The sequence below is a fragment of the Variovorax sp. RCC_210 genome, from assembly GCF_041355175.1.
Taxonomy (GTDB): Bacteria; Pseudomonadota; Gammaproteobacteria; order Burkholderiales; family Burkholderiaceae_C; genus Variovorax.
Window position 1 is genome coordinate 82,480 of sequence record NZ_JBFUPJ010000016.1, and the last position, 22,227, is coordinate 104,706.

Sequence of the window (22,227 nt, forward strand, 5' to 3'; positions counted from 1 at the left end):
CCGGGCAGGGAGCCAACTGAAAAACAGAGAGCGCCGTCGAGCGGAAGCCAGCATGCCCAAAGGAATCCCCAACCCGGCCGCGATGTATGGCATCTACCCCCGCTCGTGGGGGTTCGAGGTGTCCATCGTGCGCAACGGCAACCGCTACTTCAAGCAGTTCGGCCGTGCCAGCTACGGCAGCGAGGAGCAGGCCCTGCTGCAGGCGCAGGACTGGCGCGACGGCGTCGTGCGCAGCGTGCCGCCGGTGCCGCGGCGCACGCGGGCCGAGAAGCTTCGCGTCAACAACACCACGGGCGTGTCGGGCGTGTTCGCGCAGGTCGCGTCCAGCGGCAAGGTGCGCGCCTGGGTCGCCAAGACCTACCTGGGGCAGGAAGAAATACTGCGCACCGACTTTCCGGTGAACACGGTGGGCGACGCCGCGCAGGCGCTGGCCATCGAGGAGCGCCAGCGCCAGCTCGAACGCATGGCGGGGCTGGCCAAGCTGCACCCGGCCGAAGAAATGATCCGCACCGCGCCCGCGGTGTCGCACGACGCCGAGCTGTCGCCCAAGCGCTCCAAGTCGGAGATCAAGCGCAGCACCAACTCCAGCGGCGTGAGCGGCGTGCACTTCAAGGCGCCCAACGTCGGGCACCCGGGCTACTGGCTGGCCATTACCTACACGGCCGGCAAGGGCAGCGTGAGCAAGGCCTTCTCCATCAAGGACCACGGCCCCGAGCAGGCCAAGCAGCTGGCCATCGAGGAGCGCGAGCGCCAGCTCGAGCAGAAGCTGCTGTACACCCGCGCCACCGGCGACGCGCTGACCATTCCCTTCCGCAAGGACAAGGAACACCGCCTGCACGGCGCGGCCGCCGCCACCGGAGCAAGGCAGACGCAGTGAGAGTGGCGGGCCACGGCGCGACAGTGGCAATGACGGTGGCAGCGGCAGGAACGACACGCGTCTTGGGCCAAAATGGCTGCGAGAAACGGGTGCCCATGAGCCTCGAGCGAAATGGGGAGCCCATTGCATCCGGCGGCAGCGCCGCCGGACACAAACGCAGCACGTCGAACATGCCCAAAGGTGTTCCAAATTCCGCAGCCATGTATGGCATCTGCACGAGGCCGTGGGGTTTCGAAGTGTCCCTGGTGCGCAACGGCGAGCGCCACTACAAGCAGTTCGGCAAGGCCAGCTACGGCGGCGAAGAGCAAGCCCTGCTGCAGGCGCAAGACTGGCGCGACCACATCGTGCGCAGCAAGCCGCCGGTCAGCCGGCGCGCACGGGCCGAGAAGCCCCGCGCGAACAGCACCAACAGCACCGGCGTGCCGGGGGTGTTCCACCGCCTGGCGCCCGGCGGCCGGGTGCGCGGCTGGCTGGCCAAGACCTACATCGGCAAGGACGAGATCCTGCGCGCCGACTTTCCGGTCGAAGGGCTGGGCAAGGCGGCGCGAACGCTGGCCCTGCGCGAGCGCGCGCAGCAGCTCGAGCGCATGACGGGGCTGGCGCGGCCGCACCCGGCCGAAGAGGCGATCCGCATGGGGCTGTCGGCGCATGCGCCGGGCCAGCGCGAGGCCAAGCGATCGAAGTCGGAGATCACCCGGCGCAACAACACCAGCGGCGTGAGCGGCGTGCACTTCAAGGCGCCCAACCCGCGGCACCCGGGCTACTGGCTGGCCATCACGTACAGCACGGCCCGGGGCAGCGTGAGCAAGGCGTTTTCGGTGAAGGACCACGGCCACGACCTGGCCAAGGACATGGCCATTGCCGAGCGGCAGCGGCAGCTGGCCGAGAAGGCCAAAGCCGACGGGGCCGATGCTTCAGGATCGGGCAAGCCGGGCAAGGCGCGCAAACAACCCGAATCGCATAACTCGCACACCTCCCACGAAGCGCACGAACTGCGCACCCCGCGCAAACCCCGAACCGCCTCGCGCGGCCACTGACCATGGCCATGCCCCCACCGCGGCTTTGCCGAAACAGCGAAGCCCGGTGGCAGCCGCCATGGTCCGCAAGATTTCATTTCTCCGCCCGCCCTACGGCGACAGCTTCTGCATGACCTACAAATCCCTTCATCAATTGCTGCGCGTGGCCTCCCACCTGCTCGACCAGGCCGCGACGGAAGTCCGCACGGTCGACCTCGACCCGGTGGACGACAACATCCAGCGCATCGGCCGCGCGCTGATCGAGGTGATCGAGGTGCAGCGCCAGATCTTTGTCGAGGCGCCCGAGCTCCAGCCCAAGTCGCTCGCCGGCTCGGCGCGCGAGAACGAGGCCAACCGGCTGTTCACGCAGTTCACCATCGAGGCACTGGCGCTGGAAGACGCGGGCCACACCGAGGCCGCGCGCGAGAAGTACACGCAGTTCATCGGCCTGTCGCCCTCGTACCCGCACCGGGAGATTGCGCGCGCGGCGATCCGCCGGCTGTCCTGACACGCGCCGCCCCCAACAAGGTCACAGCGCCCGCGAAATCACCTCTTTCATGATCTCGTTGGTGCCGCCGTAGATGCGCTGCACCCGCGCGTCGGCGTACATGCGCGCCACCATGTACTCGCTCATGAAGCCGTAGCCGCCGAACAGCTGCAGGCACTCGTCCAGCACGCGGCCCTGCGTTTCCGAGCCCCACAGCTTGGCCATCGACGCGGTGGCGGTGTCGAGCTTGCCGGCCACCAGGTCTTCGACGCAGCGGTCGATGAAGGCGCGGCCCACCTTGATCTGCGTGGCGATCTCGGCCAGCTTGAACTTGGTGTTCTGGAAGTCGGCCACCGGCTTGCCGAAGGCCTTGCGGTCGCGCACGTAGTCGAGCGTGGCCGCGTAGGCGCCTTCCATGGTGGCCACCGCGCTCAGGCCGATGATGGTGCGCTCGTAGGGCAGGTCGCTCATGAGCTGGAAGAAGCCCTGGCCCTCGATGCCGCCGAGCAGCGCGTCTTCGCCCACGCGCACGTCGTCGAAGAACAGCTCGGAGGTGTCCTGCGCCTTCATGCCGATCTTGTCGAGCACGCGGCCCACCCGAAAGCCCTGGCAGCCCTCGGTCTCCACGATGAGGATGGACGTGCCCTTGGCGCCCTGCGCCGGGTCGGTCTTGCACACCACCAGCACCACGCCGGCCAGGAAGCCGTTGGTGATGAAGGTCTTGGAGCCGTTGATGCGGTAGCCCCCTTCGGCCTTCTCGGCGCGGGTGCGCACGCCCTGCAGGTCGGAGCCCGCGCCGGGCTCGGTCATGGCAATGGCGCCGACCATGTCGCCGCGCGCCAGCAGCGGCAGGTAGCGGCGCTTCTGCGCGTCGGTGCCGTGGTTGAGAAAGTAGTGCGCCACGATGGAATGCACCGAGGTGCTCATGCCGTTCAGCCCGCGGCGCGCGGCCTCTTCGTAGAACACGGCCTCGTGGCGAAAGTCGCCGCCACCGCCGCCGAACTCTTCGGGGATGTCGGCGCACAGCAGGCCGAGCGAGCCGGCCTTGCGCCAGATCTCGTGGCCCACATGGCCGCGCTTGCGTGCCGCCTCGTCGGTGGGAACCATCTCGGTCTCGATGAAGCGCACCACGTTGTCGCGGTACAGATCGAGGTCTTCGTCGCTCCAGGAGCGGCGGAAATCGAGGGCCATGTTGTCGTCCTTGCTTGTATTTTCGGAAAAAGAAATTCGATGAAGGCGGCTCAGCCCACGCGGCGCTCGCGGCCCGCCCAGAAGGGCTCGCGCAGCTGGAACTTCTGCAGCTTGCCCGCGGCCGACAGCGGCAGCGCATCGCGAAACTCCACGCTGCGCGGGCACTTGTAGCTGGCGATGAAGTCGCGACAGTGCGCAATGACCTGCTCCGCCTCCAGCGCCATGCCCTCGCGCCGCACGATCACCGCATGCACGCGCTCGCCCCACGTGTCGTCGGGCACGCCGATCACCGCGGACATCAGCACCTGCGGCAATTGCGCGATGGCGTTCTCGACCTCGGCCGAGTACACGTTCTCTCCGCCGCTGACGATCATGTCCTTCATGCGGTCGACCACGTAGACGAAGCCGTCCTCGTCCATGCGGCCGCCGTCGCCGGTGTGCATCCAGCCGCCGCGCAGCGCGGCCTCGGTTTCCTGCGGCTTGTTCCAGTAGCCCTTCATGACCATCGGGCCGCGCGCGACGATCTCGCCGACCTGGCCGGGTGGCAGCTCGTTGTCCTCGCCGTCGACGATGCGCACCTCGGCAATGGCGATGGGCGTGCCGGCCGAGCGCAGCAGGCGCTCGCGGTCGGGGCCGGGCAGATGGCAGTGCGGCGGCAGCGCGGTGACCACGGGCGACAGCTCCGTCATGCCGTACACCTGCGCGAAAGCGGTGCCGGGAAAGGCGCGCATGGCCTGGTCGAGCAGCGCCGCGTCGATGGGCGCCGCGCCGTAGGACAGCAGCCGCAGCGCCGACAGGTCGAACTCCGCGAAGCGCGGGTGCTCGACCACGCGCTTGATCATGGTGGGCACCAGGAACATCTCGGTCACGCGGGCCGACTGCAACGTTTGCAGCACCGCCAGCTCGTCGAACATGGGAAGCACGTGCATGGGCACCAGCCGCAGCACGCTCTGCAGAGCGATGCCGCAGCCGGCCACATGGAACATGGGTGCGGCGACGATGGCCACGGCGTCCTGCGTGTCGCGCGGCAGCGCGGCCACCGTGCCCAGCGCGTTGATGCACAGGCTGCCGTGCGTGAGCATCACGCCCTTGGGCTGGCCGGTGGTGCCGCCCGTGTACATGATGGCGGCGAGCTCGTCGCCACTGTGCTCCGCGTCGTCGATGGGGTCGGTGGCGGCCAGCAAGGCCTCGTAGCCGGCCATGCCCTCGGGCACCGGGCCGTTGCCGCAATACACCACCGTGCGCAGCGACTTCGACAACCCGCGCAGCGCCGGCACCATGGGCGCGAACAGGTCGTCCACCAGCAGGATGCGGGTGTCGCAGTCGTCCAGCGAGTACGCGACCTCCTTCGGGTTCCAGCGGATGTTCACGGGGTTGATGACGCCGCCGCCCCACCAGGTGCCGAAGAAGTACTCGGCGAAGCGGTGCGAGTTGAGGCTCAACATGCCGACCCGGTCTCCGCGCGCCATGCCGAGCTGCTTCAGCGCGGCGCCCAGGCGCGCCACGCGCTCGGTGAAGGCGCGGTAGTCGAGCCGCGTGTCGCCGCAGACGATGGCGGTGGCGCGGGCCTTTTCGCGGCGGCCCTTGTGCAGGGCTTGGGTGAGGAACATGGGGTGGGGTCTCCGTCTTTTTTTTGTCGAGGTGTTGCGCTCAGGCCGCGCCTTGCGGCGCCACGGCGGGCGCCGCCACGCCCCAGCGCTGCAGCACGGTCGCCGCGTCGTCGCGCGCCGTGGCCGGCGGCACCACGGGCGCGGTGCGGCTGAAGCGTGGCGCGGGCGCGGGCTGCACCACGCCGCCCACGGTGGCGAAGGTGCCGCGCGCCACGTTGTGCGGGTGCTCGGGGGCTTCGTCCCAGTCGAGCACGGGCGCGAAGCAGGCGTCACTGCCTTCCAGCAGCACGCACCATTCGTCGCGCGTGCGGGTGCGGAACACGTCGGCCATGCGCAGCTTCAGCAGCGGCCAGCGGTCGGCGTCCATCTGCGCATCGAAGGCGGTGTCGTCGGCAATGCCGCAGCGCTCGCGCATGAGCGCGTAGAACTGCGGCTCGATGGCGCCCACGGCCACGTACTTGCCGTCTGCACAGGCGTAGGTGTCGTAGAAGTGCGCGCCGCCGTCGAGCATGTTCTCGCCGCGCTGGTTGCTCCACTGGCCCGCCGACTTGAAGCCGTACATCATGGAAGACAGCAGCGCCGCGCCGTCGGTCATGGCCGCATCGACCACCTGCCCCTGGCCCGACTGCTTCGCCTCGTGCAGCGCCGCGAGGATGCCGAAGGCCAGCAGCATGGCGCCGCCGCCGAAGTCGCCCACGTAGTTCAGCGGCGGCACCGGCGGCTCGCCCGCGCGGCCGATGGCATGCAGCGCGCCGCTGATGGCGATGTAGTTGATGTCATGGCCCGCCGCGTGCGCGAGCGGGCCGTGCTGGCCCCAGCCCGTCATGCGGCCGTACACCAGGCGCGGGTTGCGCGCGTGGCATTCGGCCGGGCCCAGGCCCAGGCGCTCCATGACGCCGGGGCGAAAGCCTTCGATGAGCACGTCGGCGCGCGCGACGGCGTCGAGCACCGACTGCGCGGCGCCGGCGGCGCGCAGGTCGACCTGCAGCGTGCTGCGCCCGCGCGCCAGGATGTCGTGCGGCGCGGTGCGCGTGCCGGGGCGCTCGATGCGGACCACCTCCGCGCCCATGTCGGCGAACAGCATCGCGCAGAACGGCCCGGGGCCGATGCCCGCCATCTCGATCACCCGCAACCCCTGCAACGGACCTGGCATGTGTGTCTCCTTGGGCGCCGCAACGGGCGGCCACCGTGGGGAGTCATCTTGGCGCGGGGGCGCCGGGGGTGCATCGTCGGAAGCGACGAATGCGAAGAATGCGAAGAATGCGAAGAATGCGACGAATGCAGCGACCCAGGCGTTCGCTCGTCAGTCCGCCCGAAGCCGCGCCACCCGCCGCAGGTGCCACGCCGCAGAGCCGAACTGCCCCTCGATGAGCGTGGCGCGGCGCACGTAGTGGCCCACCGCCAGCTCCTCGGTCATGCCCATGCCGCCGTGCAGTTGCACCGCGCCCTGCCCCACCGCCCGGCAGGCCTTGGCGACCGCCACCTTGGCCGACGACACGGCGCGTGCGCGCTCGCGGGGCGATGCGGTATCGATGCCTTCGCCCACGCTGGCGGTGAGCGCGGCGGCCAGCTCCAGCGCCATGTGCATGTCGGCCAGGCGATGCTGCAGCACCTGGAAGCTGGAGATCGGCACGCCGAACTGCTTGCGCTGGCGCACGTAGTCCAGCGTGTCGCGCATCAGACGGCGCATGACACCGACGGCCTCGGCGCAAATGGCGAGCGTGGCTTCGTCGTGCGCCTGCTCGATCTGCGGCAGCGCGCCGCCTTCCGCGCCCAGCAGGGCCTCGGCGGGCAGGCGTACGTGGTCGAAGGCGATGTCGGCGGCGCGGCCGCCGTCGCGCGTGGCGTAGGCGCGCAGGCGCACGCCGGGCGTGTCCTTCGGCACCACGAGCAGCGACAGGCCGGCAGGGCTGCGCGCGCTCACGACCAGGTGGCTGGCCCACGGTGCGGCGTACACGACCGATTTGCGACCGCTCAGCACGAAGCCTTCACCTTCGCCTTTGCCTTCGCGCACGAGTTCGGCCTGCACGTCGGCGCGGTCGTGCCGGCTCTGCGGCTCGGTGTGCGCGAAGGCCAGCACGGCCCGGCCGGCGACGACTTGCGCGAGCAGCGCATCGGCCTGCGCGCCGGGGTGGCGCTGCAGCAGGCCCGCGCCGATGATCATCGTCGTCAGGTAGGGCTCGGCCGCCAGTGCGCCGCCCAGCGTTTCCATCAGCGCCAGGTGCGCCGGCATGCCGCCGCCGAGGCCGCCCTGCGCCTCGGGCAAGGCCGCGCCCAGCAGGTCGAGTTCGCTCGCCAGGCCCTGCCAGAAGGGTGGCGGTGCGTCGTCGGCATGGCGCAGCGCATGCAGCCGCTGCTCGAAGCCGTGGCGGTCGTCGAGGTAGCGCGCCAGGCTGTCGCGCAGCATCGCGAGGGTGTCGTCTTGTTCGGTGAGGAGGCTCATGGCGGGGACCTCAGTTCGCCAGCAGGCTGCTGGCGATGATGTTGCGCTGCACTTCGTTGGAGCCCGCGTAGATGGAGGCGGCGCGGTCGTTCAGGTAGGCCGACATGGAGAACACGGCCTCTTCGGGAATCGCCAGCTCGCCCTGCAGCCCGTCGTCCAGCGGCAGGTCGGCGGCGGCGTAGTGCGCGGCGATTTCCACGCCCAGCTCGGTCAGCCGCTGGCGCAGCTCGGAGCCCAGCACCTTGCCCATCGAGGGGCGCATGCCCGGCGGCTCGCCGCGGGCCTGGGCGCGCAGCGATTGCAGCTCGGTCGCCTCGATGGCGTCGATGGCGCATTCGGCATCGGCCAGGCGCAGCGCCATGTCATCGGCTTCATGAGCGTAGTGCGCGTCGTGCACGTCGGACGCCGCCGCGGCGAAAGCGGCATCGGCCGCCGCCTGCAACCTGCGCAGCCGCGCGCGCAGCATCGGTGCCCAGGCGCCGCCGCGCTCGTGCTGCAGCAGGTACTTGGCGATGGTCCAGCCCTGGTTCTCTTCGCCGATGAGCCCGTCGGCGGGCACGCGCACGTCGTCGAAGAACACCTGGTTGAGCTCGTGGTCGCCCGAGATGCTGATGATCGGGCGGATGGTGACGCCCGGCGCCGGCAGGTCGAAGCACAGGAAGCTGATGCCCTGCTGCGGCTTGCCGCCCGAGGTGGTGCGCACCAGGCAGAACATCTTGTTGGCGTACTGCGCGTGGGTGGTCCAGATCTTGGTGCCGTTGAGCACGTAGCTGTCGCCGTCGCGCACCGCCCTGCATTGCAGCGAGGCCAGGTCGGAGCCCGACTGCGGCTCCGAGTAGCCCTGGCACCAGTAGTCCTCCCCCGAGCGGATGCCGGGCAGCCAGGCGCGCTTCTGCGCCTCGGTGCCGAAGGCGATGATCACTGGCGCGACCATGCCCGGGCCCATGGGCGCGCGCGGGGGTGCGTCGGCGGCGGCGAGCTCGCTGGCGAACAGGTAGTGCTGCATCGGCGTCCAGCCGGTGCCGCCGTGCTCGGCCGGCCATTGGGGCACGCTCCAGCCGCGCGCGGCAAGGATGCGGTGCCAGCGGTTGCCGTGCTCGTGGTCGCTGAAGATGCCCGAGCAGCGCCGGCCCGCGGCGCGCAGCTCGGGCGTCAGCTCACGCGCCAGGAAGTCGCGAACCTCGTCGCGGAATGCGGTCTCCGCCGCCGTGAGTGCCCAGGCCATGGTGTTGTCTCGCTGAGGAATACACCGGGCGAGTGTGATGCCGCCGGGGCGCGGCGGCATCGTCGGATCGGACGAATGGGGTCGCGGGTGCGACAGGGTTTGCGGGTGCCCGGCTTGAAGGGGCGCGATCTTTGCCTGGGCGTGGGTCTTGTGTTCTTGGCGGCTCGCGGCCTACCCAGCGTTGATGGCGCTGTCCCGGAATTCCGAGTTCTCGAAGAAGCTGCCGTGGTAAGTCACTTTCTCGCCCTTGACGCCGTTGCCCTTGATGCCGTCGCAGTGGCAGTCGAGGATGTCGAGCCCGGTCCACTGGCAGTTGTCGAAGCCCAGGTTCTTCCAGGTGCAGCCCAGGAACTTGCAGTCGGTCCATTGCGCACCGGCATACACGGCGCCGGCCAGGGTTGCACCGGTGAAGGTGCAGCCCGACATGGTGGCCCCGCTCATGTCGCAGTCGCTCATGCCGCCGCCACCGCCGCCGGTGCAATCGGACATGTGCGAGTCGTTCATGGTGCAGTTGTCGTAGTTGCTTCCTTCGAGCTTGCACTTCGTCATCGTCAAGCCTTGCATGTCGCAATGGCTGAACGTGCAGTTGGTGAAGGTGCAGCCGGTGATGCTCAGCTTCGCCATGTCACAGCCGGTGAAGCGCACCCCGGCGAAATGGCTCGATGACCAGTTCGCGTTCTTGAAGGTGACGGACGAGAAGCTGCTGCCGTCGAAGCGGCTCGACGCGATGGTGATCAGGTCGAGATCAAGACCGGCGTAGCTGTCGCCATCGCTCTCGCCCGACAGACCGGCCTTTGCGCCGCCCGCGCCTTTGCGCCACTTGTCGTGGTCCTTGATGATCTGGTTGGCGCTCATCGAAACATCTCCTCTTGTGCGTCGGCAAGTTCACCGGGTTTGACGCGTCCCCACAGCAGGTTTTCGATCAGGCTCCAATGCGCCGCGGGCACTGCCTCGCCCCGGCAAGAACGCACGGCCTCGAAGACGGCATGGCGAATTTCATCGAGCGCGCGTTTGCCGTTGCTGGCATTGCGGTACATGCCTTCGAAACCGAGTGCGACGACGATCAGCAGCAATTCGAGCAAGTCGATGTGCTCGGGTGGATTCTTGAGCAGACTGGCCATGAAAAGAAAAACGTTCTGGCCGCCTCTCCCGTCACCATGGAATCGCACTGCAAGTTGCCGTTGACCCCGGATGCCCGGCTCTTCTGCACGACCAGTGACATAGGGTGGCAAGCCCGCTGTTTTTTCGTCCAGGGCAGTGCAAAGCACATAGCTGGCACCAGTGATGTACTCCTGCCGAACAAGGGCATCCGTACACACGGATTGGAAGGCCGGGACCTGATCCGCCAGGTCGCTGTGCACAGCATCGGCTTGCGCAGCGCCTCGCCGTTCAGGCAGGCGGACCAAGGCCAGCAACAGCGGCCGGGCCGCTTCGATCAAAAGGACGCGGGAAGCCCGGACGGCAACCAAACGGTCGGGCTGAGGAGACAAGCGCGCCAGGGGTTGCTGGCTTGCGAGCAGAGGCTGGGGCCGAGCCTCGGGATTGGCTGCAGCGACCAGGCGCTGGGCGAGTTGCTCGAAGTGGTTGTGAGCGGCGAGGGTGAAATCTTCGCGAAGGGGCATGGCAATCTTTGTCGTCCGCAGTGAAAACTCAATTCGTCCGCGCACGCGCTTCAGCCAAAGCTTCGGCAGTGCCGTAGCGCTCCATCAATTCCACCTCGTCGGCCTTGCTCAGTCGACCCTGGGCGCGATAGACCAAGGCTGTCATCACGGCACCTGTTTGCACTGGCCTGTCGTCGGGTTCACCCATGCCGCTGTCGCTCTGCCATTCCTTCGGAAAGCGCGGCCAGCTGCAAGTCATCTGGCTGCTCATGTGAAAGAAGGTCTCCATGAAACCGGGTCGGCACTCCTGCCTGTACTGGTGACTGCTGGGCAGACCGCAATAGGTGGTGTAGTCCGGATGCAGATAGCGCGCGACGCCCTTGAAGTTGGCTGGCGCATCGGGAGGAATGCGGTCGATGGTCGGGCCTGTTTCCATGTACTGGCGGATGTATTCCCACAAGTGAGCCGCGCCTTGTGGGCCGGTGACGGCGGAGCCTACGAACAGGCAGTCCTCGCCTTTGGCCGTGGGGTCGGTTGCGTCGAAAGGGGAGTGGTACAGCGCGAGCATCGCCACGTCCTGCTTGTCCCAGCGGTTGGTGCTTTGCGGGTCGAACAGTGCGACCAGTCGCTCCCACTCGAGAACCACGTTGCCACCGCAGTACCCGGGGCGCAGCACGTAGACCTTGCGCGTAAGTCGGTTGAAGCGAATGCGACCTCGCGCGAAGGTGAAGAAGCAGGTGCGCATGCCCATCCTGAAAAGCCACATGTAAATCAGGAGGGTGGAAGCTAAGGCCAGAGGAAAACCTAGAACCCATCCGAAAATCAGATCGCCGACATCAAAATCGGAAAAGGGATGCCAAAAGAAAATCAACCGTCCAAATAGAACCGGATGGATGGTCATCCCATACCAAAACCAAATGACAAACAACGCCGGCAAGATCACATAAAGATTCCCAATGCCAGCGCGCCATTGCAAACTCCATCCCGGATTGCACAGCTCCAGATACGCCTCGTTCTGCGCAAAGGCGCTGCCGTTGGGCATAGTGACTCCACTTGCACCTGAGCGATCGGTCGGCCACTGTTTTTGCCCATCCAGATTGATGTGCGCACGACTCTTGGCCGCAGCCGATCTGTGCAGGCGGGCATAACCCTCTTCGCGGATAAACATGGATACTTCCTCAAGCGAGTCGCAGTTCACTCTTGGCATTGGCCAATTCTTGCAGCGTGTCTTGCAAGTTTTCGTGTACTGGTTTCCGGCCTTTCCGCTGCTTGTTAAGAGGAATGTCGCGCAGCCAAGTGAGCCACTTGTCCTCGCTCAGGAGCAATACGAAGATCGCGCTCCCGACCGCCAGCACGGCACCCAGCAGGCCCAAAATAACGGCCACGCTGCACCACAGCGCTGCACCGGCCCCCATGCCTACAGCAATGACGCCTGCACCGGTGCTTGCGATAGTGAAAATGGTTCCAATGACGGATGCAGCCTGGGCTCGTGATAGCCATGTTTGGCCCCTGTCTCTCGATTTCACGGCATCAATCGCATCCAACACCACAGAAAATGCCGCCGCCGGGCCCATGAACTTGAACGCCGCCAGCCGCAGCCTCCTGAGTTGAAGCGCGTTGACGCCGTCCAGCCCTTCGACCAGGGCCGGGTAGGTGTAGACGTCATAGCCCCTCACGCCCTTGAAGAGGGTTTCTTCGTACACCTTGGCACGCCAGTCATACAGGCTGCCGATACCTTGCAGCAGCTGGCCAGTGAGATCGAAGGCGCTGCGCTTGTCGAGCTTGGTGCCGAACTGGCTGCCCTTGATAACTGCGCTGCCCAGGTCCATCAATGCACCCAGCATCGCGGCGCGTGTACCGGGAGCGGCGTTGCGTGCGCGTTCCAGTGCCTCCGCCTTGCCGGCGCGCGTTACCGGGTTGGCGATGGATTCCAGCTTCTTGGCCCGCAGCGCAATGCGCTTGGTGTTGTCCGCAACATCGGTCTGGAGTTGTGCCACTGCTTTTTCCACAGTGCTCCCCAGAGTGCTCATGCCGGCCAAGGCCAGGTGCTGGACCATCCGAGCCTCCTGTTGCGATGCGGGCAAGCCGTTGATACCGGTCATTGCGCGAGCGGACAGCAGCGAGAACACATGGCCGGCCCAGGCCGACTTGCGCAGCATGGCGGGCGCGTCAGCCTTGCTCGCTTGTTCGATGAAGCTCAGCGCCTTGTCGCCCAAGACCAGGCGCCCGGCAAACAATTTGAGATTCGTCGCCAACGCGTCGGCCATCGACGCCTCCGGCTCGGCTTCGGGCGCTCTCGCTGCGGGAGGCTTGACGGCTTCAAGATCCTTGTAGGTCGCCTGAAGGGTGGCGCTGTTGAAACATATCAGGCGCGACAACAGGTTGTTCTCCCAGGGCTTCATGGACTGCAATGCCTTGCGCCCTGCGTCATGGGTTTCCATGCCCGCCATGCATTGGGCAAGATGTAGGCTCAACGCGGTGCCGCCCCCGGGCTTGTTGATCTTGGCATCCTGCTTGCTGAAGCGGCCCAGGGCCGTTAGCAATACATCACTGGACAGCCAGTGGCTCTGATCGCCCCCCAGCGCGGCCACCTGTTCTTCTGCCGTCCCTTGCCACGCCGTCTGCTCCTGCAGGATGTCACGCGTCGCCACTTGATCAAGCAGTTGCTTGCAAGCCGCCTGCACGGCGGAGTGCGCGTTGTTCAGTTCGCGCTGGTGGTTAGCCGCGCGCGCGGCAGCGCGGCGCGCACGCTCTTTGGCTGCTTCCGCAGGGTCTTGCGGCAACGGTGGATGAACGCGTGCGGATTGCGCGAAGCCCCGCTCAACTCGCGCGATGGCACCTTGTTGCGCGAGTGCCATCACGCTCCGCGCACCAATGGCCGCCTGGAACACCCATTCGTTGCTTACGTCCTTGTGATGCCCGTTCGCGCTGGATGCCTGCCAGTGGGCGTAGATGGTTTGCGCCTCCGCCTGCAGATGCCCGAGCTCCTGCGCAATGCCGATCGCATCTTCACAAGCAACGATGGCGCCGCCATTGCCGGCCAGCAATTCCGCGATGCCTTCCAGCCGCTTGCCATGCGCACCTGCGTAGTCGAGTTGCTTCACCGCCGAGATCTCCTCGACCGTGATTTTTTCGGCGTGTTCACCTGTGACGAGGTAGTGGTCCGTCTCCACGAACCGCTTGCTCTCATAGTCGCCCCACCCGCGCTCCATGGCGTTGCTGCCCATCAGGCCGTACAACTGCGGCTCCAGCGCATTGCGCAATGTCTCTTCCTTCAGCGCCTTGAACTCGGCCACGTTCCAGCTGCTCATGTCCGCACCGGGTACGACGGTGTCCGGCCCTGCTTTCACGCCCTTGAACCAGCTGGCCACGTCGAAGCTCTGCATGTATTTGCCCGGGTCCTTGTCGATCACGCCCTTGAGGTGCGCGTGGTCTATCGGATCGGGATGGAACATGAACTGCAGCCCGCTGACGTTGACCGCATCCTTGATCCACACCAGGCTCCTGTTGGCGCCCCATTCGTTCGGCCTGCACGCAGGTTCGGCAGTGGTCTTCTCCGGGTGGTGGATATCGATCCGGGTGAGGTAGCCGTGCGGATGCACGACGAATCCCAGCCATTCGGGCAGCCTGCACAGCGACTCCAGCCGAATGTACAAATAGCCCGCGCGCAACATGCGAAGGTTGTATTTGGCGGTCTGCATGCGCACGTTGCCGGGTGTCGCCTGCAACGGTGCAGAGAGCTTCAACGAGTCCAGTGCAGCCATGCCGGCAGTCGTCGAGCTGTACGCAGCGGCATAGCGCGTGAAGAGAATCGGCAGCCCGGTCTGGGAGCACTGCGGGCAGCGGGTTGTATGGGCCATCGGGTTCAGCGTGGAGGTTGGGTGGCTTTGGCAAACAGACTGGAGAAGCGGGCATGGGGTTGATCCTGCCGTTGGTCCTGGATCCAGCTCAAGGTCGGTGCAAGGTGCGGCAGGCGCCAGTCGATGGCGCGCGCGGGGCCGTCCTTGGGTGCATGCATCCAGGTGATCCAGACATAGTCTTCAAGGTCGAGGTCGTCGAGCTTCATGCGTTCGGCGTCGGCCAGCATTTGCAGCAGGCTGTCGGGGTCAGGCTGGGCCGCGCGCGGAATGTGGTGCTCGGCGTAGCTGCGCCAGATCTGGTTGGCCTGCGGCGAGATGCCCGAGACGAACCACTGATCCGGCTCGAACAGGTTGCGCGGAGAACCGCCTGATACGGCGCCGTGCGACAGCACGGGGACCTTGGCGCAAAACCACTGCGCAGGTGGGTGCAAGTCGCTGAACGGGCCCCATGGCTGTGCCAACGACCACCACTGCCCCACGGGGCCGAGCCACCGGCTCTGCTGTGCCGGGCTCAGGGTGGGCCATACGCGCTGCATGACGCGCGGGTCCTGATAGCGAAACAGCAGGCTGTCTTCCGTGAAAGGCGCCTGCTGATGGCCGAGGCCGACCCAATGCCGTGCGATGGCCCGCTCCGATGTGGCGCTGATGACCACACCGCAGAAGTCCTGCGTCGTGAGCCGCTCTTCCATCTGCCCTGCTGCGAACCTCACACAATGCGCCAACCATGCAAGCAGGTCCCCGTTCCTGGAGCCGGAAGTGGGCACGGCCAGTTCCTCTGGCAACTCCAGCAAGAAGGGCGCGCCGTCTTCTCGATGCTCGAAGTAGCTGTCGGGCACGCTGACGCGATCACGCGCCCATTGGGCAAACTGCTGGTTCAGCTCTTGCGCCAGCGGGTTGTCTTGCCAGCGGTTGAAGAGCAGATAGGCACGTTGACGCTGGGGAGCCGGTTCGTCGAGTCCAATGGATGTGGGCGCATTCAATGCGCGCCAGGACCGGATCAACGCGTCGACCAGTTCTTCGCTGTTGGCCGCGCTCCCTGCTTCGGCGATGTCGTCGTTCATCGGCGCGGTACCGAGTTGCCGCCGTTGTCGGCCGCCTTTTCCTTGGTGCCGCAACCATCACCGCTCACCTTCTCGGGGGCTCTGGAATCCGCAGGCACATGGCTGTGGACCACCGCGTGGTTGGTGTACTTGCCGGTGGTGCCCTTGGTGATGCTGCCGGCGCTGTACACGCCGTAGCTGCCGCCGCCGTTGATGGTCAGCCGGGTCTTGGCCGTGATGTTGATGATGTCAGCGGTCAGTTCGATCTTGTCTTTGGCGAGCATCCGGATGGAGTTCTGGAGCGCCTTGATCTCGATGTCGGCCTGGGCCGCGATCACTTCCATGCCGCTTTGCATGGTATAGACCTTGAACGCCTCCAGCGCGACCGCGATCAGGCTGCCGCCGCTGTTGATGCTGGTGTGCGCGGAGCTGGTGATCTGTGTGTGCGCCACGCTGGCAATGTGCGTGGCGCCGCCCGAGGTAAGGGCGATGCCGCTCGGGCTGGCGAGCACCAGGTGCGGGTCCGCCAGCTCCGGAAACCGGCCTTCCTGCGGATTGCCGCCGCTGCCTTTGATGGCGTCGTTCTGCTTCTTCAGGGCCTTGGCCACCGCGGCCTGGTCGTCCTTGGTCTGGGCCTTGCTGGTGCGGGCCGCGTCCGATTGCCCCTCGATCAGGTCGCGGGCCAGCGTGAGGCGCGGCAGTGCGTCGCCCAGGTCCTTGGCGTGCCCCGCGGCATCCATGCGCGCCTCGGTGGTGATGAGCATGCCGTCCGCTGCGCGCATGACGCCGTGGCCATCGGTGCGCAGCTCGTAGCCCTGGCCGCGCGAGTCCTTGCGTCCGGCGTTGTCTTCGACACGGGCGATGGCACCCAGGCTCAACGAACTGCACTGGTGATCGCTCTTGAGTTGGGCCTGGATTTTTCCAGCCGTGTCGTCCAGAACCAGCTGGTTGCTGCGCCCCGCGGCGCTGTTGCCGCCGCCGCCGACGAGTTCGCGCGAACGAAAGCCCGAGAGCGCGGCCTGCTCGGGCAGCTTGAACGGCGGCAGGTTCATCTGGTTGTACACACGACCCGTGCAAATCGGCAGATCGGGGTCGCCGCCGAAGAACTCGATGACGACCTCCTGGCCGATGCGCGGGACATGCATCGCGCCCAGCTGGTTGCCGGCCCACGCCGCGCTCACACGCACCTTGCAGGAGCTGTTCTGGTTGAGCTGCCCGTTCCGATCCCAGGGGAACTGGACCTTGATGCGGCCGTATTCGTCGGTCCAGATGTTCTGGTCGGCGGGGCCGACCACCACCGCGTTCTGCGGGCCGCCGGTCTTGGGCTTGGGCCGAGTGAGCGCGGGGCGCAATTCTTCATTGATCGGATGCGCGATGAAATCCACGGTCACCTTCCAGTTCTGCGAACGGCCGGGGCCCGCATTCTTCGACTGGCTGTCTTGCCCGGCGTTTTCGATGACGAAGGCGGTGTGCAGGATCAGGTATTCGCCATTCGCAGCCTCACGCGGATGCCGTTGCAGGCGGAAGGTGCAACCCGGCACCATCCCTCGCAGGTGGCCCGCACCCTGTGCGCGGGCACCGTGGGTGCGCAGCTGTTGCATGCGCAGCCGGGCGAAGGCGCGAGCCTCGGTCGACGGGTCGTTGGCGCCGGTGGTTCCCGCCTCGGGCTGCACGAAATGGCTGCCGCCCACGCTCGCGTGGTACTGGTAGACCTCACCCTGGGCCTGGTTCGTGGGACGCGGCGCGCTGTGCTTGCCGATCAACTGCGCTTTGCTGCGCGTGTAGTCGTAGTCCCGGGTGACGTACGCGCCGCTGGTGAGCTGGTTGTGAACGCTGAATCGATGGATGTACTCGGCATCGGTCTTGTAGCCGGGCGTATGGAATTCGACGTTCGCGTATGCGGCGCTGGGGCATGCCCGATAGGCCGCCATCGCGTCCGACAGTACCAACCGGTGCGCGCCGTCGCTGTGCTCGAAGTGGTAGCTGATGCCGTACTCCTGGCACAGCCGCTCGAAGAACTCGAAGTCGCTTTCGTTCCACTGCACGCCGTAGTCACGAATCGGATAGGCGTCGTACAGCCGCTTTTCCACGGGAAAAGAGTAGTTGGCCAGCAACTGATCGAGCGTGTCGACAACGGTCTGGTCCTGGTAGACCTTGCAGTCGCAATTGAGCGTTGCCAGGTGCAGCCAGGGCCGCACGACGAGACGGTAGACAACGTGGCGCCCCGCTTCGCCTTCCATGACGGCTTCGGCGACGATGCCGCTGATTTGTCGCTCGCCTGCGCCGATGCCGCTGTGCACCGGGCCTTGGATACCTTCCACGAGCTGCCCGGCACCGTCCAGCTCGATCGTGCAGGTGAGCTCCTGGCCGACGAATGCGTCGAGGTCGAAATCAGCAGCGTCGCTCGCACCGAGGTTCAGCGCGTCGGGGGTCTTGAGAACGAGCTCGTATTCGAACAGGCCGTTCAAGCCCTCCCGGCCAGACAAACGCACCGGTTCGAGTGCGGGGCGCCCCAGGATCGTGGGAATGGCTGTGCTGCTGACAGTGAGGGTTTGGGGCACGCGCGATAGACCTGTTGAATGGCAATCGGCGCAGTCTCACGCACGGGGGGTGCGGACATTTGCAAACAATGGTCAAGCGACACGCCGACCAGGAATCGGTCCGGACGAGTGCGAAAAATTCACGAGGAGCGTTGCAGATGCTCCCCCACGCGGCGTCGTGTTGGGCGGCGTCGGGCTGTCCAGCCGCCGCGTCTCGCGGCTCTCCCAGCGCTCCCAAGTCCCCCAGCTCTTCCCGCCCTCAGACCGCGACAGCCTCGCGCTGCGCCGCCGTCTTCGCCGGCACCGGCATGTGCTGCGCCCAGTCGATGATCTCCAGCGTGCCGTCCGCATGCTCGGCCAGCGCCGTCAGGCTTTCCACCCAGTCGCCGTCGTTGCAGTACAGAATGCCGTCGATGTCGCGCATCTCCGCGTGGTGGATGTGCCCGCACACCACGCCCTGCGCGCCGCGGTTGCGTGCCTCGCGGGCCACGGCGGCCTCGAAGTCGCCCACGTAGCTCACGGCGCGCTTGACCTTGCCCTTCAGGTACTTCGACAGCGACCAGTACGGCAAGCCCATGCGCGCGCGCAGCGAGTTCAGATGGCGGTTGAGCTTGAGCGTGAATTCGTAGAGCGAATCGCCCACGTAGGCCAACCACTTGGCGCACTGGATCACGCCGTCGAACAGGTCGCCGTGAATGATCCACAGCTTGCGCCCGTCGGCGGTCTCGTGGATCCATTCCTCGGCCACGTCGATGCCGCCGAAGTTGTGGTGCAGGTACTTGCGCGCGAACTCGTCGTGGTTGCCCGGAATGAAGATCACGCGCGTGCCCTTGCGCGCCTTGCGCAGCAGCTTCTGGATCACGTCGTTGTGCGCCTGCGGCCAGTACCAGTGCCGCTTGAGCTGCCAGCCGTCGATGATGTCGCCGACCAAAAACAGCGTCTCGCACTCGGTGTGCTTCAGGAAGTCGAGCAGCGCCCGCGCCTGGCAGCCGGGCGTGCCCAGGTGCAGGTCGGAGATCCACAGGGTGCGAAAGCGCAGCGGCTCGCGCACGCGGTCTTCGTCGTCCGGCTCCAGGGCCCGGGTCGCGGTGTCGCGCCATGCGCGAAGGAAAGCGTCGTCGCGTTGCATGGACGGGTAGGCTCCCACTGCCGCATGACCGCGCGATGGCATACCCGTGACATCCCGGTGACGCGTGGCCGGCGGGCAACGCCACAATCCCGCGATGCGCCCTGGCCAGATCATCGTTCTTGCGACCCCTGTGTTCTTTCTTCTGATAGCGATCGAGTTCGCGGTGGGCCGCGTGCGGGCGCGCCGCGGCACCGGGCAAGACACCTACCGGCTGGCCGACGCGGTGAACAGCATCGGCCTGGGCATGCTGAGCCAGATCAGCGCGGTGCTCACGGGGCTGCTGCGCATCGGCATCTACACGGCGGTGTATTCGGCGGTGGCGCTCTTTCCGCAGGAGGCCGCGCGCGAGTTCTGGACCACGTGGTACGGCTGGCTGCTGGCGCTGGTGTTCTACGACTTCTGCTACTACTGGCTGCACCGCATGGGGCACGAGTCGGCGGTGCTGTGGGCGGCGCACGTGGTGCACCACCAGAGCCAGCACTACAACCTGTCGACGGCGCTGCGGCAAACGTCGAGCGGCGCGCTGTTCGGCTGGCTCTTCTACCTGCCGATGGCGGTGGCGGGCGTGCCGCCGCTGGTGTTCGGCGTGGTGGCGCTCATCGACCTGCTCTACCAGTTCTGGGTGCACACCGAGCAGGTGGGCAAGCTGGGCTGGTTCGACCGCTGGTTCTGCTCGCCGTCGAACCACCGGGTGCACCACGCGGTGAACGACCGCTACCTGGACCGCAACTACGGCGGCGTGCTGATCGTGTGGGACCGTCTCTTCGGCACCTTCCGCGAAGAGGACGAGCGCTGCGTGTACGGCACGCGCGGCGAGCTGCGCAGCTGGGACCCGCTGTGGGCCAACGCCGAGGTGTACTGGGCGCTGGCGAAAGATTCATGGCACGCGCGCAGCTGGGCCGACAAGCTGCGCGTGTGGTTCAAGCCGCCGGGCTGGCGGCCGGCGGACGTGGCGGCGCGCTTTCCGAAGCCGGCCTTCGACATCGCACGGGTCACGCGCTACGAGCCCGCGGTGTCCGCCGGCGTGCAGTGGTTCGCGGGCGTGCAGTTCGTGCTGCTGCTTGCGGGCGTGGCGGTGTTCCTGTGGTTCTCCGACACAGTGCCGCTTGCGCAGGCGGCCGTGTGGCTGGCCGCGCTGACGGCGTCGCTGTGGGCCATCGGCGGCGTGCTGCAAGGGCGGCTGTCGGTCACCGAGGTGCTGCTGGTCGAGGCGGCGGCGCTGGCCACGGCGAGCGCGGCGCTGGGCCTTGCGGAGCTGCACCACGTGTGCAAGCCGCTGGCGTTGCTCATCGCCATCTTCTTCGCCGCGCGGCGCGCGGTGGCGCACGGTGGTGTGCATGCCTTCGACGGGTTGCTGCTGACCGGGCTGGTGGCCTCGCTCGCCGGCGACGTGCTGCTGATGGGTTCGGCGAAGCTGTTCGTGCCGGGGCTGGTGTGCTTTCTGCTGGCGCACCTGGCGTACATCGCGCTGTTCCGCATCGGCGTGGGGCTGTTTCCGCGGCGCGGGGCGCTGGCGACGACGCTGCTGATCGGCGTGGGGATGTACGCGTTTCTCTGGCACGGCGGGTTGCCCGTGGCCTTGCGGATTCCGGTCGGGGTGTATGTGCTCGTGATCGCGTGCATGGCGGCGCAGGCCATCGGGCGGGCCGCGGTGCTGCGCGGCAGGGACGCGGGGGCCGCGTGGGTGGCGGTGGGCGCGTGCTTCTTCATGCTGAGCGACGCGCTGCTGGCGACGAACCGGTTCGTGTCGCCGCTGCCGCTGGCGTCGCTGTGGGTGCTGGGGACGTACTACGCGGCGCAGGTATTGATCGTGCGGCACGCGCGCAAGGCGGGTTGAGTCCGGATTTCTCCCTCCCCTGCTGGGGGAGGGCCGGGGTGGGGGCAAGCGGCTTATCCATCGGGCGCTCTGCCTGCCCCCATCCCAGCCTTCCCCCAGAGGGGGAAGGAGCAATGCCCTAGTCGACGCAGCGCTGCGTTTCCACCACCCTCATCACGGCGGTGATCCACATCACCAGGCGCGTGCTGCGCTCGGCGGACGCGGTGTCGGCGCCGAACTGGTGGTCGTGCTTCCAGGCACCCAGCTCATGGGCGTGCATCGGGGCTCAGGCGCCGAAAAGGTCCGGCCCCTCGGCGCGGCCGGAAGGCGGCACCACGCCCAGGTGGCGGTAGGCCGCCAGCGTGGCGATGCGCCCGCGGGGCGTGCGCTGCAGGTAGCCCTGCTGGATGAGATAGGGCTCGATCACGTCCTCGATGGTGTCGCGCTCTTCGCCGATGCTGGCGGCCACGTTGTCCAGCCCCACCGGGCCGCCGTCGAAGCGGTGGATGACGGCCTCGAGCAGCTTGCGGTCCATCAGGTCGAAGCCCTGCGGGTCGACGTCGAGCATGGCCAGCGCCTTGTGCGCGATGTCTTCGGTGATGCGGCCGTTGCCCTTCACCTCGGCGTAGTCGCGCACGCGGCGCAGCAGGCGGTTGGCGATGCGGGGCGTGCCGCGCGAGCGGCGGGCGATTTCGAAGCCGCCGGTCTCGTCGGTTTCCACCTTCAGCAGGCGCGCGCTGCGGGTGACGATGAGCGCCAGCTCTTCGGGCGTGTAGAACTCCAGCCGCGCCACGATGCCGAAGCGGTCGCGCAGCGGGTTGGTCAGCATGCCGGCGCGGGTGGTGGCGCCCACCAGCGTGAAGGGCTGCAGGTCGAGCTTGATGCTGCGCGCCGCGGGGCCCTCGCCGATCATGATGTCGATCTGGTAGTCCTCCAGCGCGGGGTACAGGATTTCTTCGACGACCGGGCTCAGCCGGTGGATCTCGTCGATGAAGAGCACGTCGTTGGGCTCCAGGTTGGTCAAGAGCGCCGCCAGGTCCTTCGGCTTCTCGAGCACCGGGCCCGAGGTCTGGCGCAGGTTGACGCCCAGCTCGGCCGCGATGATGTGCGACAGCGTGGTCTTGCCCAGGCCGGGCGGCCCGAAAAGCAGCACGTGGTCCAGGGCTTCCTTGCGCTTGCGCGCGGCGCCGATGAAGATCTCGAGCTGTTCGCGCACCTTGGCCTGGCCGACGTACTCGTCGAGCAGCTTGGGGCGAAGGGCCCGCTCGATCGCCTCTTCGTTGGGCGAAGCGGGGGCGGCGGACACCACGCGTTGGGGGGCGGGCGCGAAATCGTCGGTCTGGATGGTCATGGAAGGGGTGTTTCGACTACGAGTTTAGTGCCTGCCACACT

At 67.0% G+C, this 22,227-nt stretch carries 18 protein-coding genes; 4 read left to right on the forward strand and 14 right to left on the reverse strand.

Annotated features, from left to right (window positions below; genetic code table 11):
* Positions 1-52 precede the first annotated feature (52 nt).
* The 3 genes from AB6807_RS32290 to AB6807_RS32300 all read left to right on the forward strand — a co-directional run bounded on the left by AB6807_RS32290 (position 53) and on the right by AB6807_RS32300 (position 2,401).
* Positions 53-877, forward strand: coding sequence for an AP2 domain-containing protein (locus tag AB6807_RS32290; protein ID WP_116909510.1), 825 nt, complete (start codon positions 53-55; stop codon positions 875-877).
* Between the two features lie 236 nt (positions 878-1,113).
* Entirely contained in the window at positions 1,114-1,914 is an 801-nt protein-coding gene (locus AB6807_RS32295; protein ID WP_371087774.1) for an AP2 domain-containing protein, read from the forward strand.
* A gap of 109 nt (positions 1,915-2,023) precedes the next feature.
* Positions 2,024-2,401, forward strand: coding sequence for a hypothetical protein (locus tag AB6807_RS32300; RefSeq protein WP_116909662.1), 378 nt, complete (start codon positions 2,024-2,026; stop codon positions 2,399-2,401).
* Between the two features lie 21 nt (positions 2,402-2,422).
* Here AB6807_RS32300 and AB6807_RS32305 read toward each other — a convergent pair whose 3' ends face one another.
* From AB6807_RS32305 to AB6807_RS32360, 12 genes are all read right to left on the reverse strand, one after another.
* Entirely contained in the window at positions 2,423-3,571 is a 1,149-nt protein-coding gene (locus tag AB6807_RS32305) for an acyl-CoA dehydrogenase family protein (RefSeq protein ID WP_371087775.1), read from the reverse strand.
* A 50-nt stretch (positions 3,572-3,621) separates the two neighbouring features.
* The gene (locus AB6807_RS32310) at positions 3,622-5,181 is read right to left on the reverse strand and encodes a long-chain-fatty-acid--CoA ligase (protein WP_371087776.1); all 1,560 of its coding nucleotides are present in this window, start codon (positions 5,179-5,181) and stop codon (positions 3,622-3,624) included.
* Between the two features lie 40 nt (positions 5,182-5,221).
* Positions 5,222-6,334 carry a CaiB/BaiF CoA transferase family protein gene (locus AB6807_RS32315; RefSeq protein WP_371087777.1) on the reverse strand — a complete coding sequence of 371 codons (1,113 nt, stop codon included), beginning with the start codon at positions 6,332-6,334 and terminating at the stop codon, positions 5,222-5,224.
* Positions 6,335-6,484: 150 nt separating this feature from the next.
* Positions 6,485-7,624 (reverse strand): acyl-CoA dehydrogenase family protein, encoded by a 1,140-nt coding sequence (locus AB6807_RS32320; protein ID WP_371087778.1) that lies wholly within the window; start codon positions 7,622-7,624, stop codon positions 6,485-6,487.
* 10 nt (positions 7,625-7,634) lie between these two features.
* Entirely contained in the window at positions 7,635-8,849 is a 1,215-nt protein-coding gene (locus AB6807_RS32325) for an acyl-CoA dehydrogenase family protein (RefSeq protein ID WP_371087779.1), read from the reverse strand.
* A 171-nt stretch (positions 8,850-9,020) separates the two neighbouring features.
* On the reverse strand, positions 9,021-9,704 hold the full coding sequence (locus AB6807_RS32330) for a pentapeptide repeat-containing protein (RefSeq protein ID WP_371087780.1): 684 nt from the start codon (positions 9,702-9,704) through the stop codon (positions 9,021-9,023).
* On the reverse strand, positions 9,701-10,471 hold the full coding sequence (icmH, locus tag AB6807_RS32335) for a type IVB secretion system protein IcmH/DotU (RefSeq protein WP_371087781.1): 771 nt from the start codon (positions 10,469-10,471) through the stop codon (positions 9,701-9,703). Before icmH ends, AB6807_RS32330 begins: the two co-directional genes overlap by 4 nt.
* Positions 10,472-10,499: 28 nt before the next feature.
* Positions 10,500-11,618: a hypothetical protein gene (locus AB6807_RS32340; protein ID WP_371087782.1), complete on the reverse strand. Its 1,119-nt coding sequence runs from the start codon at positions 11,616-11,618 to the stop codon at positions 10,500-10,502.
* 10 nt (positions 11,619-11,628) lie between these two features.
* Positions 11,629-14,310 carry a T6SS effector BTH_I2691 family protein gene (locus AB6807_RS32345; RefSeq protein ID WP_371087783.1) on the reverse strand — a complete coding sequence of 894 codons (2,682 nt, stop codon included), beginning with the start codon at positions 14,308-14,310 and terminating at the stop codon, positions 11,629-11,631.
* Positions 14,311-14,315: 5 nt separating this feature from the next.
* Entirely contained in the window at positions 14,316-15,371 is a 1,056-nt protein-coding gene (locus AB6807_RS32350) for a DUF4123 domain-containing protein (RefSeq protein ID WP_371087784.1), read from the reverse strand.
* A complete protein-coding gene (locus AB6807_RS32355; protein WP_371087785.1) occupies positions 15,368-17,911 on the reverse strand; it encodes a type VI secretion system Vgr family protein in 2,544 nt (847 codons plus the stop codon). Before AB6807_RS32355 ends, AB6807_RS32350 begins: the two co-directional genes overlap by 4 nt.
* Before the next feature lie 238 nt (positions 17,912-18,149).
* On the reverse strand, positions 18,150-19,019 hold the full coding sequence (locus AB6807_RS32360) for a UDP-2,3-diacylglucosamine diphosphatase (RefSeq protein WP_371087786.1): 870 nt from the start codon (positions 19,017-19,019) through the stop codon (positions 18,150-18,152).
* A gap of 94 nt (positions 19,020-19,113) precedes the next feature.
* Here AB6807_RS32360 and AB6807_RS32365 point away from each other — a divergent pair, with 94 nt between their 5' ends.
* The gene (locus AB6807_RS32365) at positions 19,114-20,856 is read left to right on the forward strand and encodes a lysoplasmalogenase family protein (protein WP_371087787.1); all 1,743 of its coding nucleotides are present in this window, start codon (positions 19,114-19,116) and stop codon (positions 20,854-20,856) included.
* A 118-nt stretch (positions 20,857-20,974) separates the two neighbouring features.
* Here AB6807_RS32365 and AB6807_RS32370 read toward each other — a convergent pair whose 3' ends face one another.
* Together AB6807_RS32370 and ruvB are read right to left on the reverse strand one after the other, a co-directional pair.
* Positions 20,975-21,115: a hypothetical protein gene (locus AB6807_RS32370; protein ID WP_371087788.1), complete on the reverse strand. Its 141-nt coding sequence runs from the start codon at positions 21,113-21,115 to the stop codon at positions 20,975-20,977.
* Between the two features lie 6 nt (positions 21,116-21,121).
* Entirely contained in the window at positions 21,122-22,186 is a 1,065-nt protein-coding gene (ruvB, locus tag AB6807_RS32375) for a Holliday junction branch migration DNA helicase RuvB (protein WP_116909518.1), read from the reverse strand.
* Positions 22,187-22,227 lie beyond the last annotated feature (41 nt).

What these genes read in the sequence shown, in the direction of transcription:
- icmH (WP_371087781.1), bottom strand. Translation starts at nt 10,471, where the DNA reads ATGCCCCTTCGCGAAGATTTCACCCTCGCCGCTCACAACCACTTCGAG.
- AB6807_RS32360 (WP_371087786.1), bottom strand. Translation starts at nt 19,019, where the DNA reads ATGCAACGCGACGACGCTTTCCTTCGCGCATGGCGCGACACCGCGACC.
- AB6807_RS32365 (WP_371087787.1), top strand. Translation starts at nt 19,114, where the DNA reads ATGCGCCCTGGCCAGATCATCGTTCTTGCGACCCCTGTGTTCTTTCTT.
- AB6807_RS32330 (WP_371087780.1), bottom strand. Translation starts at nt 9,704, where the DNA reads ATGAGCGCCAACCAGATCATCAAGGACCACGACAAGTGGCGCAAAGGC.
- AB6807_RS32310 (WP_371087776.1), bottom strand. Translation starts at nt 5,181, where the DNA reads ATGTTCCTCACCCAAGCCCTGCACAAGGGCCGCCGCGAAAAGGCCCGC.
- AB6807_RS32325 (WP_371087779.1), bottom strand. Translation starts at nt 8,849, where the DNA reads ATGGCCTGGGCACTCACGGCGGCGGAGACCGCATTCCGCGACGAGGTT.
- AB6807_RS32370 (WP_371087788.1), bottom strand. Translation starts at nt 21,115, where the DNA reads ATGCACGCCCATGAGCTGGGTGCCTGGAAGCACGACCACCAGTTCGGC.
- AB6807_RS32320 (WP_371087778.1), bottom strand. Translation starts at nt 7,624, where the DNA reads ATGAGCCTCCTCACCGAACAAGACGACACCCTCGCGATGCTGCGCGAC.
- ruvB (WP_116909518.1), bottom strand. Translation starts at nt 22,186, where the DNA reads ATGACCATCCAGACCGACGATTTCGCGCCCGCCCCCCAACGCGTGGTG.
- AB6807_RS32290 (WP_116909510.1), top strand. Translation starts at nt 53, where the DNA reads ATGCCCAAAGGAATCCCCAACCCGGCCGCGATGTATGGCATCTACCCC.
- AB6807_RS32300 (WP_116909662.1), top strand. Translation starts at nt 2,024, where the DNA reads ATGACCTACAAATCCCTTCATCAATTGCTGCGCGTGGCCTCCCACCTG.
- AB6807_RS32305 (WP_371087775.1), bottom strand. Translation starts at nt 3,571, where the DNA reads ATGGCCCTCGATTTCCGCCGCTCCTGGAGCGACGAAGACCTCGATCTG.
- AB6807_RS32350 (WP_371087784.1), bottom strand. Translation starts at nt 15,371, where the DNA reads ATGAACGACGACATCGCCGAAGCAGGGAGCGCGGCCAACAGCGAAGAA.
- AB6807_RS32340 (WP_371087782.1), bottom strand. Translation starts at nt 11,618, where the DNA reads ATGTTTATCCGCGAAGAGGGTTATGCCCGCCTGCACAGATCGGCTGCG.
- AB6807_RS32315 (WP_371087777.1), bottom strand. Translation starts at nt 6,334, where the DNA reads ATGCCAGGTCCGTTGCAGGGGTTGCGGGTGATCGAGATGGCGGGCATC.
- AB6807_RS32345 (WP_371087783.1), bottom strand. Translation starts at nt 14,310, where the DNA reads ATGGCCCATACAACCCGCTGCCCGCAGTGCTCCCAGACCGGGCTGCCG.